The organism is Mesorhizobium sp. WSM4848, from assembly GCF_055811375.1.
Genome location: NZ_JBVVPX010000060.1, coordinates 1 through 19,619 on the forward strand (window position 1 = coordinate 1; position 19,619 = coordinate 19,619).

18 protein-coding genes and 7 pseudogenes are annotated in these 19,619 nt (G+C 59.8%); 18 read left to right on the top strand and 7 right to left on the bottom strand.

All coding sequences use genetic code 11. The annotated features are described in order from the left end of the window. Window positions 1-77 precede the first annotated feature (77 nt). Both AC0L16_RS32135 and AC0L16_RS32140 read left to right on the top strand, forming a co-directional pair. Window positions 78-566, top strand: a pseudogene (locus tag AC0L16_RS32135) (IS630 family transposase); the annotation flags it as partial. Window positions 567-679: 113 nt separating this feature from the next. Next, the gene (locus AC0L16_RS32140; RefSeq protein ID WP_473625573.1) at window positions 680-1,699 is read left to right on the top strand and encodes an IS481 family transposase; all 1,020 of its coding nucleotides are present in this window, start codon (window positions 680-682) and stop codon (window positions 1,697-1,699) included. A 62-nt stretch (window positions 1,700-1,761) separates the two neighbouring features. On the opposite strand, the gene AC0L16_RS32145 is transcribed toward AC0L16_RS32140, so the two are convergent. Beyond that, window positions 1,762-2,136, bottom strand: coding sequence for a helix-turn-helix domain-containing protein (locus AC0L16_RS32145; RefSeq protein ID WP_473625551.1), 375 nt, complete (start codon window positions 2,134-2,136; stop codon window positions 1,762-1,764). 605 nt (window positions 2,137-2,741) lie between these two features. Continuing rightward, window positions 2,742-3,719 carry a GlxA family transcriptional regulator gene (locus tag AC0L16_RS32150; RefSeq protein ID WP_473625553.1) on the bottom strand — a complete coding sequence of 326 codons (978 nt, stop codon included), beginning with the start codon at window positions 3,717-3,719 and terminating at the stop codon, window positions 2,742-2,744. A gap of 127 nt (window positions 3,720-3,846) precedes the next feature. Between AC0L16_RS32150 and AC0L16_RS32155 the strand changes: the two genes are divergently transcribed. The 6 genes from AC0L16_RS32155 to AC0L16_RS32180 all read left to right on the top strand — a co-directional run bounded on the left by AC0L16_RS32155 (window position 3,847) and on the right by AC0L16_RS32180 (window position 10,269). After that, a complete protein-coding gene (locus AC0L16_RS32155; RefSeq protein ID WP_473625554.1) occupies window positions 3,847-5,097 on the top strand; it encodes a sarcosine oxidase subunit beta family protein in 1,251 nt (416 codons plus the stop codon). A gap of 9 nt (window positions 5,098-5,106) precedes the next feature. Next, a complete protein-coding gene (locus AC0L16_RS32160) occupies window positions 5,107-5,397 on the top strand; it encodes a sarcosine oxidase subunit delta (RefSeq protein ID WP_473625556.1) in 291 nt (96 codons plus the stop codon). Continuing rightward, window positions 5,394-8,327, top strand: coding sequence for a sarcosine oxidase subunit alpha family protein (locus AC0L16_RS32165; protein ID WP_473625557.1), 2,934 nt, complete (start codon window positions 5,394-5,396; stop codon window positions 8,325-8,327). The genes AC0L16_RS32160 and AC0L16_RS32165 overlap by 4 nt, the downstream gene beginning before the upstream one ends. Further along, entirely contained in the window at window positions 8,320-8,886 is a 567-nt protein-coding gene (locus AC0L16_RS32170; protein WP_473625558.1) for a sarcosine oxidase subunit gamma, read from the top strand. The genes AC0L16_RS32165 and AC0L16_RS32170 overlap by 8 nt, the downstream gene beginning before the upstream one ends. A gap of 167 nt (window positions 8,887-9,053) precedes the next feature. Then, entirely contained in the window at window positions 9,054-9,938 is an 885-nt protein-coding gene (gene purU, locus AC0L16_RS32175; protein WP_473625560.1) for a formyltetrahydrofolate deformylase, read from the top strand. Window positions 9,939-10,023: 85 nt separating this feature from the next. Further along, window positions 10,024-10,269 (top strand): DNA -binding domain-containing protein, encoded by a 246-nt coding sequence (locus tag AC0L16_RS32180; protein ID WP_473625561.1) that lies wholly within the window; start codon window positions 10,024-10,026, stop codon window positions 10,267-10,269. A gap of 739 nt (window positions 10,270-11,008) precedes the next feature. On the opposite strand, the gene AC0L16_RS32185 is transcribed toward AC0L16_RS32180, so the two are convergent. Next, window positions 11,009-11,272 carry a hypothetical protein gene (locus tag AC0L16_RS32185; RefSeq protein ID WP_473625563.1) on the bottom strand — a complete coding sequence of 88 codons (264 nt, stop codon included), beginning with the start codon at window positions 11,270-11,272 and terminating at the stop codon, window positions 11,009-11,011. Window positions 11,273-11,517: 245 nt separating this feature from the next. Here AC0L16_RS32185 and AC0L16_RS32190 point away from each other — a divergent pair, with 245 nt between their 5' ends. Together AC0L16_RS32190 and AC0L16_RS32195 are read left to right on the top strand one after the other, a co-directional pair. Then, the gene (locus AC0L16_RS32190) at window positions 11,518-11,955 is read left to right on the top strand and encodes a transposase (protein ID WP_473625564.1); all 438 of its coding nucleotides are present in this window, start codon (window positions 11,518-11,520) and stop codon (window positions 11,953-11,955) included. Further along, window positions 11,906-12,445, top strand: a complete 540-nt coding sequence (locus AC0L16_RS32195; RefSeq protein WP_473625565.1) for a transposase — start codon at window positions 11,906-11,908, stop codon at window positions 12,443-12,445. Before AC0L16_RS32190 ends, AC0L16_RS32195 begins: the two co-directional genes overlap by 50 nt. A 142-nt stretch (window positions 12,446-12,587) precedes the next feature. Here AC0L16_RS32195 and AC0L16_RS32200 read toward each other — a convergent pair. Next, window positions 12,588-12,788, bottom strand: a pseudogene (locus tag AC0L16_RS32200) (transposase); the annotation flags it as partial. Window positions 12,789-12,800: 12 nt separating this feature from the next. Beyond that, window positions 12,801-13,114 (bottom strand): annotated as a pseudogene (locus AC0L16_RS32205) (transposase); the annotation flags it as partial. Here AC0L16_RS32205 and AC0L16_RS32210 point away from each other — a divergent pair. Beyond that, window positions 13,111-13,246, top strand: a pseudogene (locus tag AC0L16_RS32210) (IS110 family transposase); the annotation flags it as partial. The pseudogenes AC0L16_RS32205 and AC0L16_RS32210 sit on opposite strands and share 4 nt — an antisense overlap. A 518-nt stretch (window positions 13,247-13,764) precedes the next feature. After that, window positions 13,765-14,976 (top strand): ATP-grasp domain-containing protein, encoded by a 1,212-nt coding sequence (locus AC0L16_RS32215; protein WP_473625567.1) that lies wholly within the window; start codon window positions 13,765-13,767, stop codon window positions 14,974-14,976. A 92-nt stretch (window positions 14,977-15,068) separates the two neighbouring features. On the opposite strand, the pseudogene AC0L16_RS32220 reads toward AC0L16_RS32215, so the two are convergent. Then, window positions 15,069-15,182: pseudogene (locus AC0L16_RS32220) on the bottom strand (transposase); the annotation flags it as partial. A gap of 236 nt (window positions 15,183-15,418) precedes the next feature. Here AC0L16_RS32220 and AC0L16_RS32225 point away from each other — a divergent pair. Together AC0L16_RS32225 and AC0L16_RS32230 are read left to right on the top strand one after the other, a co-directional pair. Next, complete coding sequence (locus AC0L16_RS32225) at window positions 15,419-16,798, top strand: aspartate aminotransferase family protein (protein ID WP_473625568.1); 1,380 nt, start codon at window positions 15,419-15,421, stop codon at window positions 16,796-16,798. Between the two features lie 106 nt (window positions 16,799-16,904). After that, window positions 16,905-17,063, top strand: coding sequence for a twin-arginine translocation signal domain-containing protein (locus tag AC0L16_RS32230; protein ID WP_473625570.1), 159 nt, complete (start codon window positions 16,905-16,907; stop codon window positions 17,061-17,063). On the opposite strand, the pseudogene AC0L16_RS32235 reads toward AC0L16_RS32230, so the two are convergent. Continuing rightward, window positions 17,041-17,182, bottom strand: a pseudogene (locus AC0L16_RS32235) (integrase core domain-containing protein); the annotation flags it as partial. The gene AC0L16_RS32230 and the pseudogene AC0L16_RS32235 sit on opposite strands and share 23 nt — an antisense overlap. A 2-nt stretch (window positions 17,183-17,184) precedes the next feature. On the opposite strand from AC0L16_RS32235, the gene AC0L16_RS32240 reads away from it, so the two are divergent. From AC0L16_RS32240 to AC0L16_RS32255, 4 genes and pseudogenes are all read left to right on the top strand, one after another. Beyond that, window positions 17,185-17,592 carry a phosphotriesterase family protein gene (locus tag AC0L16_RS32240; RefSeq protein ID WP_473625571.1) on the top strand — a complete coding sequence of 136 codons (408 nt, stop codon included), beginning with the start codon at window positions 17,185-17,187 and terminating at the stop codon, window positions 17,590-17,592. A gap of 227 nt (window positions 17,593-17,819) precedes the next feature. Further along, window positions 17,820-17,993: a phosphotriesterase family protein gene (locus AC0L16_RS32245; RefSeq protein ID WP_473625572.1), complete on the top strand. Its 174-nt coding sequence runs from the start codon at window positions 17,820-17,822 to the stop codon at window positions 17,991-17,993. Window positions 17,994-18,429: 436 nt separating this feature from the next. After that, the gene (locus tag AC0L16_RS32250; protein ID WP_473625574.1) at window positions 18,430-18,723 is read left to right on the top strand and encodes an FCD domain-containing protein; all 294 of its coding nucleotides are present in this window, start codon (window positions 18,430-18,432) and stop codon (window positions 18,721-18,723) included. A 629-nt stretch (window positions 18,724-19,352) separates the two neighbouring features. Further along, a pseudogene (locus AC0L16_RS32255) lies at window positions 19,353-19,619 on the top strand (IS21 family transposase); the annotation flags it as partial.

Below are 19,619 nucleotides of genomic sequence, written 5' to 3' on the forward strand. Positions count from 1 at the left end.
GAGCGGTGTGAATCGAGAGGTTCACGCACCGTTCTGCGAGAGGCCGGCAGGTGAAATTCCTCCGGCCTACTCACCCCTGGACCAAGACCAACATGGCTCCGCTCCGGGGCTGGGCGCCGCGCGGCCAGCGCCTGAAAGCCAAGGTGCCGCATCGACGCTGGAAGACCATGACCTTCCTGGCTGCCCTGCGCCACGACCGCGTCGACGCCCCATGGCTCATCGACGGGCCGATCAACGGCGAGCGCTTCCGGCTCTATGTCGAGAAGGTGCTCCTGCCCACCCTCAAGCCGGGCGACATCGTCGTCATCGACAATCTCGGCTCACACAAGGGCAAGGCCGTCCGGCACGCCATCCGCAAAGCCGGCGCCAAGCTCTTCTTCCTGCCCAAATACTCGCCGGACCTGAATCCAATCGAGCTGCTCTTCGCCAAGCTCAAGCACCTGCTGCGAAGGGCCGCCAGACGCACCACCGACGCCGTCTGCAGCGCCATCGGCCAAATCCTCGACACCGTCACATCAAAGGAATGCGCCAACTACTTCACCGAGGCCGGCTATGTCCCAACCTAAAATCATCGCGCTCTAGGCTGAAGCTTGAGCCGAGGCCGGGCGCGAAGTGGTTAGGGTTCGCAGCGCCCGGCCTCGGCGTTAGAAAGGGACACTGACATGACCAAGGACCAAAGATCATCCGCGCCAAGGTGGGGCTGCTGGAGCTGGCCAAACAGCTCGGCAATCTCAGCCCGGCCTGCAAGATGATCGGCTATTCGCGCGACAGCTTCTACCGCTTCAAGGAGCTTTACGAGACCGGCGGCGAACTGGCGCTGCAGGAACTGACGCGCAGGAAGCCGCTGTTGGCCAACTGCACGCCGCCCGAGGTCGAGGCAATCATCCTCGAGCTGATGCTGGAATATCCCGCCTATGAGCAGACCCCCATCGCCAACGAAATGCGCAAGGTCGGCCACTCGGTCTCGCCGTCGGGCGTCCGCGGGGTGTGGCAGCGTCACGATCTGGAGACGATGAAGAAGCGGCTGAAGGCGCTGGAGGCCAAGGTCGCCCAGGACGGTATCGTGCTCACCGAGAGCCAATTGGCGGCGCTGGAAAAGGCCAAGCTGGACAAGGAGGCGCATGGTGAGTTCGACCGTGAATGCCCGGGCTATTGCGGCGGCCAGGACACCTTCCACGTCGGCAACATGAAGGGGGTCGGACGCATCTACCAGCAGACCTTCCTCGACACCTATTCGAAGGTCGCCTTCGCCAAGCTCTATAACCGCAAGACGCCGATCACCGCCGCCGATCTCCTCAACGACCGCGTGGTGCCGTTCTTCGACGCCCATGAAGTGAAGCTAAGCCGGGTGCTGACCGACCGCGGCACCGAATATTGCGGCAATTCCGAACACCACGAGTACGAGCTCTATCTGGCGGTCGAGGACGTGGATCATTCCCGCACCAAGACCAAGAACCCGCAGACCAATGGCATCGTTGAACGCTTCCACAAGACGGTGCTGGACGAGTTCTACCGGGTCGCCTTCAGGAAGAAGATATACGGCTCGATCGAGGAGCTGCAGGCCGATTTGGAGGAGTGGGTCAGAAGTTACAATGAGCAGCGCCCACCACATCAGTCCCGCTGGTGCTTCGGCAAGACACCGATGCAGAGCTTCCTTGACACGGCCCCGCTGGCGAAGGAGAGAATGATCGCTGCCTGATCCTACCGGACAGGCAAAACCGACCATTCTCAGACGCCAACTGTCCGATCAAGTGCAAACTTCTACACGAGAGATGACTGCAACCAGAGCCCCTGGTCCCACGTCATAATGCCTATCTCATCTCGCTTCGCTATTGAAAGACAAGGGTCTTCCGATCCGAATCTGACGATGGCGGCTCCTTGGAGCACGACGTGATCCGCTCGATCAGAATCTTCAATATTCCCTCGTTTGATAACCCAGGGTGCGCCCATGCAATATTGCTGGGCAGGGATGATGCCGGCGCGAATCTGGCGAAGGACCGTCGCAGGGCTCAGATTGAGTATGCTGGCGGCTTCAGTCAACGTGACCCTCGCCGCGCTCGGCCCATTCGCCATCCCTGTAGACCGCGATGTCGTGTGTATTGCGGAAGCCCCGCACACGCGACTGTGTCCATCCATTCGATCGACCTGTCGGCTTTCCCATCCGGTTGAGCATGCCGGCAATGGCCTTGTCAGGCATCATTCGTGCGCAGGCGCGGATCAACTCCACCGTCTCAGGCTCGACGGACCAACGCGTCTGACCCCGCCGGTTCTTTCTCACCGTCAGGCTGGTGTGATCGCCACCCTGCCAATGCGCATTGCCTCGTTTGCTCACGAAATGGTGTTTGGCAGAACTTCACCGGGAACGGCCTTCCGGCAATGACAGATGCGGTCGCCACCGTAGGGAACATCCTGGTGAGCAACGGAAGAACTGCTCGGGGGTCGTCTCAAACGGAGGCAATTTCGGTCGGTTGGAAATGATCGAGGGCGCCATTGGGTCGCCGACAACGCCTCGAAGGCGGAGAAGGCGCGGATTTCCTTATCTTCGTCTACCTGCCGCTTGCCAAGGATCAGTCCGTGCGGAAAGCTGGCTCTACGAGGGGGCGCGAGAAAACCGGCCCCCCCGGTTCGCCTGCCCGCTTCCGGTTTGTCGATTTCTGCCATGGCGCTGTCGGAAAAACATCTGCGATTCGGGGTTGGTGGCTGACAGATCGTGACATCTGCGCCAATTGATGCAATTTCGCCTAATTTTCGCCGTGGCGGCGCAGTTTGCGTCGGCTAGCGGGACCGACACCGAAATGGACCTGAAAGGCGCGTGAGAAATGGCTGCGGTTGGAAAAGCCCGTGGCAAGCGCCACCTCGACGAGCGGGAGGTTCGACTGTTGCAAAATCTCGTCGGCCTTCTCCAACCGCACACACCGGTAGAACTGCATCACGCTTTGTCCCAGCTGTTCATTTGTCAGCCGCTCCAGTTGCCGCGCCCCGATACAGCTCAGATGGGCCAGATCGTCCAGCTTCAGCGGGTCGGCGATGTGGCTCGTCATCAGCTCGACCATGGCGACCAGCGCGGGATGGCGAAGATCGTACTTCCGTACCGGGTCCAGCTGCTGCGGGGCCTCGGCCTGCCGGATGCCCGTGTGAATGAACCAGTCGCTCACCGCGCGCGCCAGTTCCACACCATGATCGGAGGCGATCAGCGCGTGGGCCATGTCCAGCGGGGCCATGCCACCCGCGCAAGTGAAGCGATCGCGATCAATGACGAAGAGCCGCCGCTCGATGAGCGCCTCTGGATAGATTTCGCGCATCGCATCGATGTGTCGCCAGTGGATCGTGAACCGGCGTGACGCCATTACGCCGGCGGCAGCCAGGATGGCCGCTCCGCCTGAGATCCCGCCCAAGCGCACTCCCGACCGGGCGAGACGGCGCAGCCAAGCCAGGATCCTGTCGTCCCGATAGCTCAGCGGGGTGCCGCCGGCCACGACGAAGAGAATATCGAAATCGCTGACTACTTTTGAAACAGGCACTGTCTCGAACGCGCCCGAGACGGAACTACGCATCCACCCGCCCTGGGCCGAGAGGAAGCTGAGATCGTAAAGCTGCCGCCCGCTGAGCAGGTTGGCAGCGCGCAGCGGTTCCACCGCAGAGGCGGCGGACATAAGGGCATAGCCTGGGATCAGCAGAAACCCATAGCGCCGTGGGCTGCCGTGATCTCCGTCAGTCATCCCATGAGAAATCCTTTCGTCCACTCGTCCGGACGACGTGTCCGACAGAAGCACACAAAAGTCAATTTTGAAAACACCTCACTGCGGTTGCCGTGACATAGTCTCGGCAGTCTAAGGAGTTTTCGCTATGAGGTTTTCTGGCTTCCGCGTCTTTGCTGAAGCGCTCAAGGGGCATACTGGGTGGCGGCCGCTCTGGCGTAACCCCGACCCAAAGCCTGCCTACGACTACGTGATCGTCGGCGGGGGCGGTCACGGCTTGGCGACGGCCTATTACCTGGCCAGGAGCTTCGGGCGATCCCGTATCGCCGTGCTGGAGAAGGGTTGGCTCGGATCCGGGAACGTCGGGCGAAACACGACGATCATCCGGTCGAACTACCTGCTTGCCGGCAACGAGCCCTTCTACGAGTTCTCGATGAAGCTCTGGGAAGGACTGGAGCAGGAGCTAAACTTCAACGCGATGGTCTCCCAGCGAGGCATCATCAACCTCTTTCACACGGATGCGCAACGCGATGTCTTCCGGCGCCGCGGCAATGCGATGATGCTGGCGGGTGCGGGCGCTCGGCTGTTAGGCCGAGAGGAACTGCGCGCCATTTTTTCGTTCCTGAACTACGACAGCGCGCGGTTCCCGATCAAAGGCGGTCTGATGCAGCCGCGTGCAGGCACCGCGCGGCACGACGGCGTGGCCTGGGGCTATGCTCGCGGCGCCGACTGCCAAGGCGTGGACCTGATCCAGAATTGCGAGGTGACGGGTTTCCGGGTCGATCGCGGCAAAGTGCGTGGCGTGGAGACTTCGCGCGGCTATATCGCCGCTGACAAAGTCGGCGTGGCGGTAGCGGGGTCCTCAGGCCGCGTCATGGCTAAGGCCGAAATGCGGCTTCCGATCGAAAGCCATGTCCTGCAGGCCTTCGTCACGGAGGGACTCAAGCCCACCATTCCGGGTGTGATCACCTTCGGGGCAGGGCATTTCTACATCAGCCAGTCGGACAAGGGCGGGCTTGTGTTCGGCGGTGACATCGACGGTTACAATTCTTATGCGCAACGCGGCAACCTGCCGGCGATAGAGGACGTCGCCGAAAGCGGCATGGCGCTGATGCCGATGATTGGGCGGGCGCGGCTCCTGCGCATGTGGGGCGGCGTCGTGGACATGTCGATGGACGGCTCGCCGATCATCGACCGCACGCATATCGAAGGTCTCTTTTTCAACGGCGGCTGGTGCTATGGCGGCTTCAAAGCGACGCCAGCCAGCGGTTATGCCTTCGCCCATCTTCTTGCCACCGGCTCCCCTCACGAAACCGCGCGCGCCTACCGATTCGACCGGTTTGCACGCGGCTATGTGATCGATGAGCGCGGCGCCGGTGCGCAGCCTAACCTGCATTGAGACCGTTCGATGCTGATTCCTCATCCACTTTTAGGCCCGCGCGCTGCGCAGGAATTCACCTATCTGGGAGACGCGCGGCTCATCGACCGTCCGGATCCATCTGCGCCTGGTGCCGAGGCCGCCTTTTGCGATTACGTCTTCCTGCGCGACAACCCGGCGGGCGTGCACCGCGAGCTGTGGGTCCACGAGCAGGGCGACCGGTCTTGGCTGGTGGTCACGCGCGACACTGTCACGCATGAAATCCTCGGTGCGGAATTGGCACGTGATGTCGCGCTTGCGCGGAAGAGGAGCGGAAAATGACCCGACTGTCCGGCGGGCTAGTCAACCGCTCGCAAACGCTGAACCTTACTTTCGACGGCAAACGGTACCAGGGCCATCCCGGCGACACACTCGCCTCGGCGCTTCTGGCCAGTGACGTGCGCCTAATGGGTCGCAGCTTCAAATATCATCGTCCGCGCGGGGTACTCTCGGCCGGCTCGGAGGAGCCGAATGCCCTGGTCAAGCTGCGCGCAGGGGCACGGCAGGAGCCAAACACGCGTGCCACGGTCGTGGAGCTGTTTGAAGGGCTTACGGCACGAAGCCAGAACCGCTGGCCTTCACTCGGCTTCGATGCGCTGGCGGTGAATGATCTGCTGTCGCCGTTCTTCCCAGCCGGATTCTACTACAAAACCTTCATGTGGCCGAAAGCCTTTTGGGAGAAGCTCTACGAGCCCGCGATCCGTAAGGCCGCGGGTCTCGGGAGCCTCTCAATGCGACCGGACCCGGATAACTACGACAAGGGCTTCCTCCATTGCGACCTTTTGGTCATAGGCGGGGGGGCGGCCGGACTGGCGGCGGCACTGACGGCGGCGCGCTCCGGTGCGCGTGTGATACTGGCAGATGAGGATTTCCGTTTGGGCGGGCGGCTCCTGGCCGAGACGGAAACGCTGGACGGAGCGCAAGCCACCGACTGGATCTCAACGTTGGAGGCTGAATTCGAGAGCCTGCCGAATATTCGCGTGATGCGTCGCACCACTGTTTTCGGGTTTTTTGATCACGGCGTCTACGGTGCGGTGGAACGGGTCTCGGATCACCTTCCTGAGCCTGGCGACCGTGTGCGCCAGACACTCTGGCGTATCACGGCGAAACGCGCGGTACTGGCGGCGGGCGCTACGGAGCGGCCTATTGCCTTTGCCGACAATGACCGTCCGGGAATCATGCTGGCCGGCGCCATGCGGGCTTACGCCAATCGCTGGGCGGCCTGTCCGACCGAGACGATCACCGTATTTACCAATAACAACGACGGCCATCGCACGGCACGCGATCTTGCCTCCAAGGGCGTCCATGTTGCGGCCGTTATCGATGCGCGCCCCGAGGCAAGGGCTTCAGGCGATTACCGTGTGATCAGAGGTGGCGTGGTCACCGGCTCTCGCGGGCGGCTCGGGCTTACTGCGATCGAGATTCACGCGAACGGCCGCCGCGAATGGATCGAGTGCGGCGCGCTAGGTGTTTCGGGCGGTTGGAATCCGAATGTTCATCTCTTTTCGCATCATCGTGGTCGGCCTGTTTGGAATGAACCGCTGCAGGCGTTCCTGCCTGGGGAGGATGGACCTTTGGGATTGATTCCGGCAGGTGCGGCGGCGGGCCATTTTTCTACAGCCAAGACACTTCGCTCGGGCGCGGAGGCAGCACTACGCGCGCTGGACGAACTCGGATTTCCGGGATCACTGCCCATCCTACCGCGCTCGGAGGGTTCAGGCTACGGGATCGCGCCGATTTTTCAAGTGCCGAGCAAGAAGCGTGCCTGGGTCGATTTCCAGAATGACGTGACAGTGAAGGACATCAAGCTCGCCCATGCCGAGAACCTGCGGCCGGTAGAGCATTTGAAACGCTACACGACTCTGGGCATGGCGACGGACCAAGGCAAAACCGCAAACCTGATCGGGCTTGCCGTTATGGCGGAGCTGACCGGGAAGTCGATCCCAGAAACTGGAACAACGATTTTCCGACCACCTTACACGTCAGTGACGCTCTCGGTCCTGGGCGGCGGCGATATAGGGCCACATTTCCGCCCGCGGCGCCTGACGCCGACTCATGGTTGGGCCCAAGCGCAAGGTGCAGTATTCGTTGAGTCCGGTCAGTGGATGCGAGCCGAATATTTCCCCCGTCAGGGGGAATCGCATCGGCGCCAGAGCGTGGATCGCGAGACCAAGGCTGTGCGCAGCGCGGTGGGCCTCTGCGACGTCTCGACACTCGGCAAAGTCGATGTGCAGGGCGCCGATGCGGGGGAATTTCTCGATAGGCTCTACAGCAACGTAATGACCACGCTGAAGGTCGGTCGTGTGCGCTACGGGCTGATGCTGCGCGAAGACGGCTTTGCCTATGATGACGGTACCTGCGCCCGGCTGGCCGAGGATCACTATGTGGTCACTACGACCACCGCCAACGCCGGGCTGGTCTACCGCAACATGGAGTTCGCCCGGCAATGCCTGTGGCCGGACCTCGATGTGCAGATCATCTCCACGACTGACGCCTGGGCGCAAATCGCCGTCGCGGGCCCGAGATCGCGCGCCCTGCTCGGCAGCATCGTGGACGGGTTCGATCTGTCGAACGAGGCCTTCCCCTTCATGGCCTGCGCAGAGCTGACCGTTTGCGGCGGCCTGCGCGCGAGGCTCTTCCGCATCTCCTTCTCGGGCGAACTTGCCTTCGAAATTGCGGTACCAACCCGCTATGGCCATGCGCTGATGGGACGCCTAATGGAGTTGGGTGCCGATCTGGGAGCGACGCCCTACGGGGTCGAAGCGCTATCAGTGCTGCGAATCGAAAAGGGCCACATCGGTGGGGCCGAACTGAACGGCCAGACCACAGCGGCGATGCTTGGGCTCGGCAAGATGGTGTCGCAGCAGAAGGACTCCATCGGCGCGATCATGTCCCGGCGTGAAGGCCTGACGGGCGACATGCGCCGCCTGGTGGGACTCCAGCCCGTCGGGCGTGCTGGCAAGGTGGTCAGCGGCGCGCATCTCTTCGCCGAGAGGGCAACACAAAATCTCGATACCGATCAGGGCTGGATCACCTCGGCCTGCTACAGCCCCCTTATCGGGTCAATGATCGGGCTCGGGTTTCTGGAAAACGGCGATCAGCGGATAGGCGAGGTGATCGTCGCCGCGAACCTGCTCGAGGGCGAAAGTGAGCTCCTGCGCGTCATGCCGGCGCAATTCGTCGATCCTGAAGGAGCACGTCTGCGTGACTGACCTGAGAACCAACACGGCGCTGGGCGTCGGGCTACCCCGCCTGATGTCGTTCGGGGCGTTGGAGATTCGCGAGAACTTTGATCTGGCGCTTGCCTCTCTGGCGTTGCGCCGTGATGCCACAGAGCCCGCGCCCTTCGGGCTGCATCTTCCGGGGCCGGGCGGCTGGGTCGCAGGGCAGGGGGTGGCAGCCCTCTGGATGGGGCCGGATCAATGGATGATCGAGGCGGAGGGCCGCGCCGAGGAGAATTTCGCTGCCGATCTGAAGCGGACCGCGCCCGACTGTGCGGCGATCGAGCAGACCGATGCCTGGGTCGCGTTCGAGATTGTCTCGCGGGCCCGTACAGCGCCTCTCGAGGCACTGCTGTCGAAGCTCGTTAACATCGATCTCGCGGATTTTGGTCCGGGCCGCGCAACACGTACCGGCATTGAGCATATGAGCTGTTTCATCATCCGCCGCAGCGACGCGCATGTCGCCTTGCTGGGCGCGCGCTCGTCCGCCGGTTCGCTCTGGCACACGCTGGAAACGGCGGCGAAACGGCTGAAGGAGAAGGTGGCGTGACCGGTCAGATCATCGACGGATAGCGTTCGCGGCGCAGCTCGCCCATACAGTCGCCGCCCGCTGCCGTGGCTACGGGGTACCGGGGTTGACCTTATGAGCCCTGTCCACGCCCGGCATCCTACCTGAGGCGTCGAAAGAATCTGTTCTGCACACCCGAGAAAAGCGATATGGAAAAATACTGCCTCACGGTCACCTGCAAGTCAAAGTGCGGGATCGTCGCCGCCATTGCAGGCTACCTCGCCGGGAGTGGCTGCAATATCACCGACAGCTCGCAATTCGATGATGCACAGACCGGCAACTTCTTCATGCGCGTGAGCTTCATTTCCGAAGAGGGCATTTGTCTTGACACGCTGCGCAACGGGTTTGCCGATACTGCCGAGGTGTTCGGAATGGATTTTGCCTTCCACGACGAGAGCCGCAAGATCAAGGTGATCATCATGGTCTCGCGCTTCGGCCATTGCCTCAACGACCTTCTGTACCGCTGGCGCATCGGAGCGCTGCCCGTCAACATTGTCGCGGTGATCTCCAACCATTTGGACTATCAGAAGCTGGTCGTGAACCACGATATCCCGTTCCACTACAGCAAAGTGACAAAGGATAATAAGCGCGAAGCCGAAACGCAGCAGATGCGAATCGTCGAGGGGACCGGCGCAGAACTGGTTGTACTCGCTCGCTATATGCAAGTGCTGTCGGATGAGATGTGCGAGAAGATGTCTGGCCGCATCATCAACATCCATCACTCTTTCCTGCCCTCTTTCAAAGGAGCGAACCCGTACAAACAGGCCTTCGAACGTGGAGTGAAGCTCATCGGAGCGACCTCGCATTATGTGACTGCCGATCTCGACGAGGGGCCGATCATCGAGCAGGACACGGTGCGCGTCACCCACGCCCAGAGCCCGTCGGACTATATATCGCTCGGGCGCGACGTCGAAAGCCAGGTTCTCGCACGTGCGATCCATGCGCACATCCACCGCCGTATCTTCCTCAATGGTAACAAGACGGTGGTCTTCCCCGCTTCGCCAGGCTCCTATGCTTCGGAACGGATGGGATAAGCGCACGAATGTAGCGTCATGGCGACGTGCGGCTCGCTTCCCCGATTAGCTTTCTCAGGCAGTTCTCTATCGACTCTGACGATCATTGCGGGACGCCTCAGGCAGTTCCGCCAAAGTAGAAGCGCGTGGCCGCGTCCCCTTCGTCCTTCAGGCGCTCGACGGTTCGCTTGCGGGGGCTTCGCACGGGGAACTTGCCGAAGCGTTGATCGGCGAACAGCGGGTCCAGGCTGACTGGTCAGATCCGCACGATCATCTGCGCGACCGCATCCGCCGCGCGATACGGCGGGCCCTGCGCTCATCGTTGGCGGGTATAGGAATTTCCTTGCTCTAAGGGCGTCGCGGAGCGCATCGCGATGGCCGCGCATCGAACATGGAAACGCGGTAGCCTAAATGTTCGCTGGGCAGGGCTTTGGTCGTGGTGCAGGACGTCGCGGCCGCTTTCTTCGGCGGAAAGCTCCGTCCGATAGGTTGTCCCGGCGGGAGCCGACTTGGCGCAGCGTCAGCATCGATGTCATTCGGGCGCCCGGCTGCGGTAAGCACCTGTTGGTGGTAGCTCTGGATCTTGCTGCAGAGCCGCTCTAGGCTAGGCCGCTGGCCTCGATCTGCTCGGCGGTTCTTTCCTTGGCGGTGCAGACGGCTCTCGGCTGGCGAACCCGGTAAGAGGCCATGGTGACATCAGGCGAGCCCCGCGTCGAGCTGTTCAACCTCCGACATGCCGTCGCCGCGGCTTGCTAGGTCGCGAATATACATGCTTCCGACCCTTGTGATGACGTTGGAACATCCACCCGGGACACGATTTCAGCGTGTCCGTCTTGCTGCGCCTTCCAAAGCATGCCCACGGCCGCCGTTGACCTGCCAGTACAGACGCAATCAGCGCATGCTTTTTTACACGAGCAGGCTTGGCAACCTATACCTTCATCCCGCTCTCGTGGGGACGCCGTGATTGGGTCTGACAAGTAGAGCGTGTCGCCGCCCGTTCACTCTCGTTCCGAGAACAACTCCTTATAACCGGTCGTCACTGTCAATACCGGGTGAAATTTTCCCAAAGGTGCCGAAGTAAAATTCCCCAATTATGCCGTCTCGTTTCCATCTGATAGCGCCGGTCCGAAATCAACCGTGATAAGTCGCGTGTCCGTGCTGGCCTTCACTGCACGGTCGACGGTGATGACCTGATCGTCTCCGTTTGCAATTTCCAGCGAGACACTTGATTCGAGTACCTCGATGCGTTTTTCGTCGTCAGTGTTCAAATACGTCGTCATCGCATGCGGCAAAGGAATCTCGCCTCGCGGGCTCAGCATCCGCTCCAGACCCAAAGCGTACAGCGTGACTTGCATGCAGGTTGACGCCTTTGGTATTGTCGGCCCACAGTACGGTCAGCCCCGAAGCGAACGGAATGTCGGCGCCATAGACGCCGTCCGATGTCACCGCCCGAAGCCGCAGACGTCGAAAACGCATCGTCATAGCAAATCCTCAGACGCCATACACGCTTCATCAGTACATCATGAGACCTGTGCGCGGGTGTCTGGACTGGCGGGCTAATCTGTGATTCCCTCAATCTGAACAATGGATTGAGGATGCGATGGGACGTCGGCGCATTGGTCAGGAAAAGTTCGGTTTCGCCGTTGGTCGCGGCCAGCATTCGTCTTTGGATGCGCTTGCCAAACTGGTTGACTGGGTGCCGATCGATCAGGCCCTTGGTGTGATTTCCTGCTCTGCGAAGGGCGAGCCTGCCTGGCCGCCAATGGCCTTGTTCAAGGCGATGCTGCTGTCGATCTGGTACGACTTGTCCGACGTCAAGCTTACCGAGGCGCTGGACGACAGAGGATCGTTCCGACGGTTCTGCGGGTTCTCGGCTTCAGAGCCGACATCTGAGCGAACGGCTTTCGTGCGTTTTCGAAAGGCCCTTGTGGCCCGTGGTCTGGACAAGACCCTGTTCGACGAGATCACCCGCATCAAGGCCAAAGCAGGTGAAGACCGGCACGCTTGTCGATGCGACGATCATCGCCTCGGCCAGTGAGAATGATGAAGAGGGCCATTGGGTCAAGCATAAGGGCCGACCAGCGGTTCATGGCTTCAAAGCGCATGTCGGTGCCGACGCCGATACGGCCCTGGTCGAGGAGATCGCCGTCACGCCCGCCAACATCAATGACGGCAAGGCCGGTCCCGATGCCTTGCCGGACGATCCGGGCGAGGTATTTGCCGACAGCGCCTATCGCGGCGACCATTTCGGGGACGCCATGCGCGCCAAGGGCGGGATCCCTCGTATTGTCGCCACCGGCATGTGGGGGCGCGACGAAGCCGAAACACTGGCGCGCCTTGAGGCCTGGAACCAACCGATCCATCGCATTCGTGGCCGGATCGAGAAGATCTTTGGAACCTGGAAGCGAAGCTATGGGCTTTCCCGCACGCGATGGCGAGGGCTCGCCAAGGCCGGCGTTCAAATCCGCCTCACCGCCATCGCCTACAATATGAAACGCAGTTTGAAGATCATCGCTATGGCCGGGTAGCCGGCAAAAACACCACTGTCGCTCACCGGAGAGCGTCACAAGCCACAGCCGACGACGTTGGCGCCGATATCTTTCCGCCCCTTACCCTGGAAGCCGAAAAGATCCGCGCACAGGTCCCCTCTAAGTCTAAAGCATGTCCTGTTTAATCCGGTTCATATCCTGCGGCTTTGAAGTAGTTGGCACATTCGGCTGGGGGTGAAGAGGTCGACGACCGCGCCGACCGAGCCTTGATGGTTCTCTCGGCCTTTGCTCGCAGCAGCGCCTTGAGTTTGGCGAAGGCGTTCTCAATGGGATTGAAGTCGGGCCTGTAGGGCGGCAGGTAGAGCAGGCTCGCGCCTGCGGCCCAATCGCGTCCTTCGTAGAGAAGCCCTCGCAAACGGCGGTCGCCGCCTCGGGATATATGGCCGTCATAATCGACTTCTCCGGATTGGTAGCGGCGTGTCGTCAGACCTATCCAGGCGCGCCGATGAGGGATCGACATGAGTATGCGGCATGCCTGACTCTGACGTGCATCTGCGACGAGCTTGCCCCCAAGCTCGGCGGCACGGATGCGAATGCCGCGCCATGCGTCCAACATCGTCGGCACGATAAGAGCAAGTTCCTCGTGATCGATAAGAAGGCGCCGAACGTTTTCTCGAACGTGGTTCCCTTACCTGCGGGAACGAGCAGGGAAGAGCGAAGAGCAACAAGCCGCAGCCATTGTGTTTCGCGTCCGCGATCTTGTGGTGCGCCAGCGGACCCAAACCATCAATGCGATACGGGGCCATCTTTGCCGAATTTGGGCTGATGGCTGCACAGGGCGTCTTGGGGCCGACACAATCGGACCCCGTTCAACATCATCACTCTGAGGGACAGCCGCCTTCCTGGCTATGAGAGGGGCGCCGGCCCATTACGGCATCTAGAACGCCCTTCCTCCGGAAGACTCCTTTTGAACGGTTTGGGCGCTGTGTTTGGACATGTTTCAGCTTGTGCTTGATTGTTGATTGGTTTCGCAAGAGGGGAGGGTGGCCTCTTCATCGGCGACTCATTCCTGCGCGACGCTCACGCCACGGCGCACCATTGACCGGTGACGATCACTGACCGGTCGGACCGGCGCTGAATCTCACAACCCTCAGAAAATTCATCGAGACGCTCCGCGCCCCGGCAATTAAACCGGTTGCAACAATTCCTTCAAGTAAAGTTACAGAATCTTTGCGACCGCAAATCGCTGACGATGCTATTCACTATTCACTACAAAGCTCGAGATCGGCACGGCTGAAAAGTTTTTGCCATTGTACGGCTCGGCCCCCCTACAACCCCCAACGTCGGAGTCAGCGGCCATGGCAAGAAGAGCGCTCATACTGGTTGAAGGTTCAAGGTCTAATGGTCCGTTATACGTCCAAGCGGCCCTGCGTCTTGGCCTTCATCCAATCACGCTGTCCGCTGATCCAGATCAATACGACTATCTTGCGGCGGAAGGAATTGAGGCAATCGGCGTCGATACAGATGATCTTGATGCGCTGATCCGCGCATGTTCCCTGCTACGTGCAACCTATGACATTGCTGGCATTACGTCCGTCGGGGACTCGTTCTATGCGACAGTTGGCAAGCTCTGCCGCCATTTCGATCTACCGGGACCGGACCCCGTATCCATTGAACGATGCTGCGACAAATTCACTCAACGTCAGCTTCTCGCGCAGGCCGGCGTTCCAGTACCTGCTTTTCGCGTGGCAGCGAATGCAACAGACGTGCAATGTTCTGCCGTTGAGATCGGATTGCCGGTGATTGTTAAGCCAGCTGTAGGCAGCGGCAGCCGCGGTGTTCGATTGTGCGGCAACGTCGATGAGTTAGCCGAACATACGGCCTTTCTGTTGGACGGGGAACACAGATGGCGGTCTTCGCCGAGAATACTCGTGGAAGAATTCGCACAAGGCTCCCATTATATCGCCCATATAATGGGAAGTGGTGTCATTGGGATTGAAGCCGTTGACTTCGACCGTCTACCCCATTTTGTCTTTCGTCAGGGCATCTTTCCAGCACCGCTTACTGATGACCAACAGAAACGCATGGCCGATGTCTCGATGAGCTGTTTGCGCGCTCTCAGCCTTGGCTGGGGGCCAACGTGTATTGAACTCCGGTGGACGAAGGTTGGTCCAGTCGTCATTGAAGTCAATCCGCGCCTTGGTGGCCTTCCTCAACACATTCAGCTGGCTTGCGGTGTTGATCTCATTACCGAGCATATCAAGCTTGTTATTGGTGATGAATGGAATTTGCGCAAAACGCATTCGCAGGTTGCGGCCTGGCGGAACCTACTTCCTGATCGCGATGGCACCCTCGATTGGATCGACAACGGCAGGCTGGCCGCCGCGGTACCAGGTGTCGCCGAGGTCAAGTGCTATGTTGAACCCAAGACGCCGATCGTCAGGAAAGGTGATTCCCGAGACTGTATGGGATATGTCGTGGCCGTTTCATCCAACCTTGCTCAGACAGCGGCGATACTTCAGCGTGCCGTCGACACAATCGAGTGGTCGATTACACCATTTTCGAGCTGACCTAAACCCTAATCTCCTTCGGGGCTGAGGGAGAGCCTTGTGATGCTTCGATAACTTCTCTTTGACCCACTGTGGGGCATCTGCGCCCATCCTCCACTTTTCGGCGGCATCGGCTCGGCATCGGCGCGGTAGATCTTTTTGAGTGCGCTGGCGACGCTCTTGCGGTCTTTCCAGGACACAAAGTCGATGGAGTGGCGCAGCAGGTGGCCCCGAGGTTGGGAATCACAGTCAGTTCTAAATGCGCTACGGTGGTATTGCCCGTCGCGTCCGAGGTTTGATCAGAAGTCGGCATCCGAAGAACATTGAAATGCATTCAATTTTAGGGCGGGCAGGCGTGACGTCATCGGTCGAGTGAGGAGGAAGTGGCGTCGATCGACTGACCAGCTAAACCGTCTCGATTGCTTTGCGACACAAGAAAAGCGACACCGTCAGGAGATCTGAAATGCCAAAAAAATTCGAGACCGCACCCAACGTTGCATTGCTTGGCCCACAATCGAACAAATTGTTTGCCCGAGGCCGAGCGGTTTTTCCGGGTGGCATTACCCGCGCTAGTGTTGAACGCGATCCGACGCCGCGCTATATTCTGAAGGGCGACGGCGCATATCTGATTGATGTTGACGGACAACGTTTTCTGGACCTCAGCAACAATTTCACTACGCTGATCCATGGGCATGGTTTTCTTCCGGCGCTTGATGCGGTGGCGCGTCTCCTTCGCGACGGTACCTGCTTTTCCAATCCCACCGCTCATGAGATCGACTTGGCAGAACTGCTGGTTGACCGCATTCCGGCGGTTGAACAAATCCGCTTCGTCAACACCGGCACCGAGGCGGTGATGTTCGCCATCAAGGCGGCGCGCGCATTCACCGGACGCCCGGGCATTGCCAAAACAGAAGGCGCCTATCACGGCTCTTATGACTGGGCCGAGGCGGATCAGGGAGGTACGCCCGCAACATGGGGATCGCCGGATGCGCCTCTCGCCGTGCCGGCCTATGCAGGCACACCGGCATCCGTTGCTGATGAGGTCGTCATTCTTCGATTCAATGATGCCGACGGTGCGCGCCGCAGGATCACAGCTGCCGCCGATCGCCTAGCCTGTATCCTGCTCGATCCAATGCCGAGCGGCGGTGGCCTTCTCCCGCCTGATCCCGGCTTCATCGCCACTGTCGTCGAAACCGCGCGCCAACATGGCATTCTCGTGGTTTGCGACGAAGTGCTCAATCTTCGCCAAGGCTATCGTGGCGCCTCCGCACGTTACGGGATCGAGCCCGATCTGATCGCCGCCGGCAAGATCATCGGTGGAGGATTCCCGATCGGTGCTATTGGCGGATCGCGCCGCGTGATGGGTGTCTTCGACGGATCGGCCGGACGGGCCAAAGTGGCGCAGGCTGGCACCTTCTCGGCAAATCCTATCTCAATGGTCGCCGGTCGCGTCAGTATGGAAGCAATGACCGAAGTAGCATTCGCCCGCCTGGACGAAATGGGGAATCGGCTCCGCACTGCACTCGCCGCCGCCATCAGCCGCCATCAGGCTCCCTATGTCATCAGCGGCGCAGCGTCGCTCTTTCGCATCCACCCCAAACAAACGCTTCCGCGCGACTATCGCGAAGCCTACCCGTCGACTGATGAGGCAGGCGCGTTGAAAGCAATAAGCCGTTTCTTCCGCAGTGAGGGTATCCTTTTTAATGCCGACACTTCGGCCTCGCTATCTACGGCAATGTCTGATGCCGATATCGACAAGATAGCCTACGTGTTCGAACGGTTCCTGGCCACAGCGCCAGCTTCGGGAAGAGGCCCGCTGAGGGCCTGTGAGGACCGCGATTGAAGCAACCCGATGGCGGGCAGGCTTTCGAGTAGAACTCCCGGACTTCCGATTGTGATCAGCGCATTCGTAATGCCGGAAGCACCAGCCAAAAGAGGAGGAACAGAAGATGACCAATACTAGACGCGACTTGATCAAGGCAAGCCTGGCCGCCGGAGCGGCGTTATCAATGCCGTCGATCCTTCGATCCCTTTCTATCGACGCCCGTTTCCGATGGAGTTGCCCCTATTTGACCGGACAGTCGGCTATTGAGTTTGTGCTCGGATGAACTCCCTTGGGGAGCGCATTGTGAGCCCTGAATGAGGATGTTTCGTTGTAGTCCTCGAACCATCCGGCGATTTTGCCGAGTGCGGTGACCGCATCCGGCAAAGGATTGACGCGAGCATGGCGTGCGCACCTTCGTCGACTCCTGTCCGATCGAACTCGGTCGCGACGTCATGATGATGAAGGAGGTTTCTGAAAAATCCGGCATCCACATAGTCAGCACCACGGGATTTTACCACGAGGAAAAGGGGCTACCGATTTACTGGCGCGCCCGCACCGCCGATGAGATCGCCGAGCTTTACGTCCGCGAGATCACCTACGGCATCGCCGATACGGGTGTGAAGGCTGGCGCCATCAAGGTGTCGACGGGCGCACCCGTTGTCACCGAGCATGAGAAGAAGTTCCTCGCCGCCGCTTGCATCGCGCAGAAGGTGACCGGAGTACCGATCATCACCCACACCGAGGAAGGCTACGCAGGCCCTGAACAGCAGCAGCTGTTCACGGCCGGAGGGGTTGCCGCCCATCGCTCCTGATCGACCATAGCTGCTGTAACCCAGATTCCGCCTACCATCGCCGCATCATAGAGGCTGGGTCTTACATCGGTTCGATCAGATCGGGATGTCCCATCGGCCTGACAACGTCCGTGCCGACGATTTGGCGAAGTTCGTGCGCGACGGCTTTCGTGCGCAGATCATCATGAGTATGGACCGCCTCTGCGGCAGACTAGGCAAACCAGCTCACCGCCGATGAGATCGCCGAGATGGAATACCTGAAGTCGCAGGGCCTCTACGAGGCCCACACGTACATGTTCACCAATTTTATCCCGATGCTGCACGCTCGCGGCGTCAGTCACGGGGACATCGTCTCGATCCTGGAGGACAACCCGCGACGACTGTTTGCTGGTGAGATTCTGCCGGACAGGGCGACAAACTAACGATTCGGCGCACCTGCCTGCCGTGCCCCATCTTCTTGGCTTTGGTTTGTAGCGTTTTCATGTATATTGATTTTATACTGTTTAAACAGATATGCAGATGTAATTGGGAAGGCGATGTCACGTTGTCTGTATATGAACGCGTTGAAAATTCCCTTTAACTGATCCTTGATCAAGCGAAAGAAGTGTGCATCATGACTGAATCTCCCAAGGCCCAAGCCAGACCGAATTATGCAGCCGATCGAACCAGCCCTCATGCACGATAGGGTCTACGCATCTTTGTCGAATGCCGTGATGGCAGGACGGTTCATTCCAGGTCATCATCCGGGGGTCGCCGCGCAATTCGTCGCCTAGTCGCGCTAGAGCATTTATCTCGTTGCCGAACCGGGCTGTACAGGTGCCAGAATTTTCTCTGGAGACGGTACGAGATCTTTGTCGAGTGCGACTGGGGATCGAAGGACTGGCCACAGAATGGGCAGCCGAAAATGCAACGGCAAAGCTTGTAAACCTCCTGCGGAAGTTGCTGCGCCGGGAGATCGAATGTGCAGGCAAGTCGGATTTCAGCGAGATGCTCGACGCTAATCGAGCATTCCATTTTACAATAGATGAGGCGGCTGGATCCGAGAAGCTGCTCCCCTGCATGCAAATGCTTTGGTTGCAGATAGGCCCTATTTTGGGGCCCTTAATGGCCATCCGAGTCTCGGCCGCTATCACGATGAACATGACCGTATAATCGAACGGCTAGAAGAGCGGGATGGACCGGACGCCAAGGCTTCCATTTCGCGCCATACTATCATGGCTGCGAAAGACATAATCGCGGCATGGCCAAAGGATGCTGCCTCAGGGCACAGCGGCGCACGGCATGTTTAGTTTTCATCTCGCCTCATCTGAAATTAACTCGGCCCAGCGATCGAGGAAGGCTTCAAAAGTCGAGACCGCGTAGGCAAGATCATTTCATCCCGATGGGCAAAGACAGAGCAATGAAACCGCGTCGAGCGGAGCAGATCCCATTTAGAAGAAAATCGAGAACAGGGATTTAAGCGCCGCTGCTTGCTTCCGCTAACAGGTTTCTCTGAATTGGGGTCGTTGAGGTCAAGCTCCTCCTGATACTTTTCCGGACCATGTCGCCCTGCGGGTCACTCGCTTCTCTGCGGATTCCGACGTGAAGCCGGCCGCCATTCCGATCAAACACCGGCCAGCATTCCGGTATGGAGCCGGCCACCATTCCAACCAAAGACCGGCCGGTTTTCGGCACTGAAGATTGCCTCCTGGGTCAGCAACTTTGGCATCGATTACCTCGCGATGAACGGGGACATTTTGATGCCGGCAAAGAGAAGGCTGACCATGAGACAGTTGAGACAAATGCTTCGGCTTGCCGGAAGCGGGACCAGCTCCCGCGAGATTGCGGTCGTGCTGGGAATAGCACGCAGTACGGTGCAGGATAATCTGCAGCGCGCAGCGGCAATCGGGTTGAGCGGGCCCCTGCCAGGCGAACTGACCGATGACGCGCTTGAGAACAAACTCTTCGCTCGCAATGGCGTCAAACAGGGCACGCGGCGGCGCACAGAGCCGAACTGTGCCCATCTTGCCGTCGAGCTCAAGAAGCCGGGCGTCACGCTCCTCATCTTG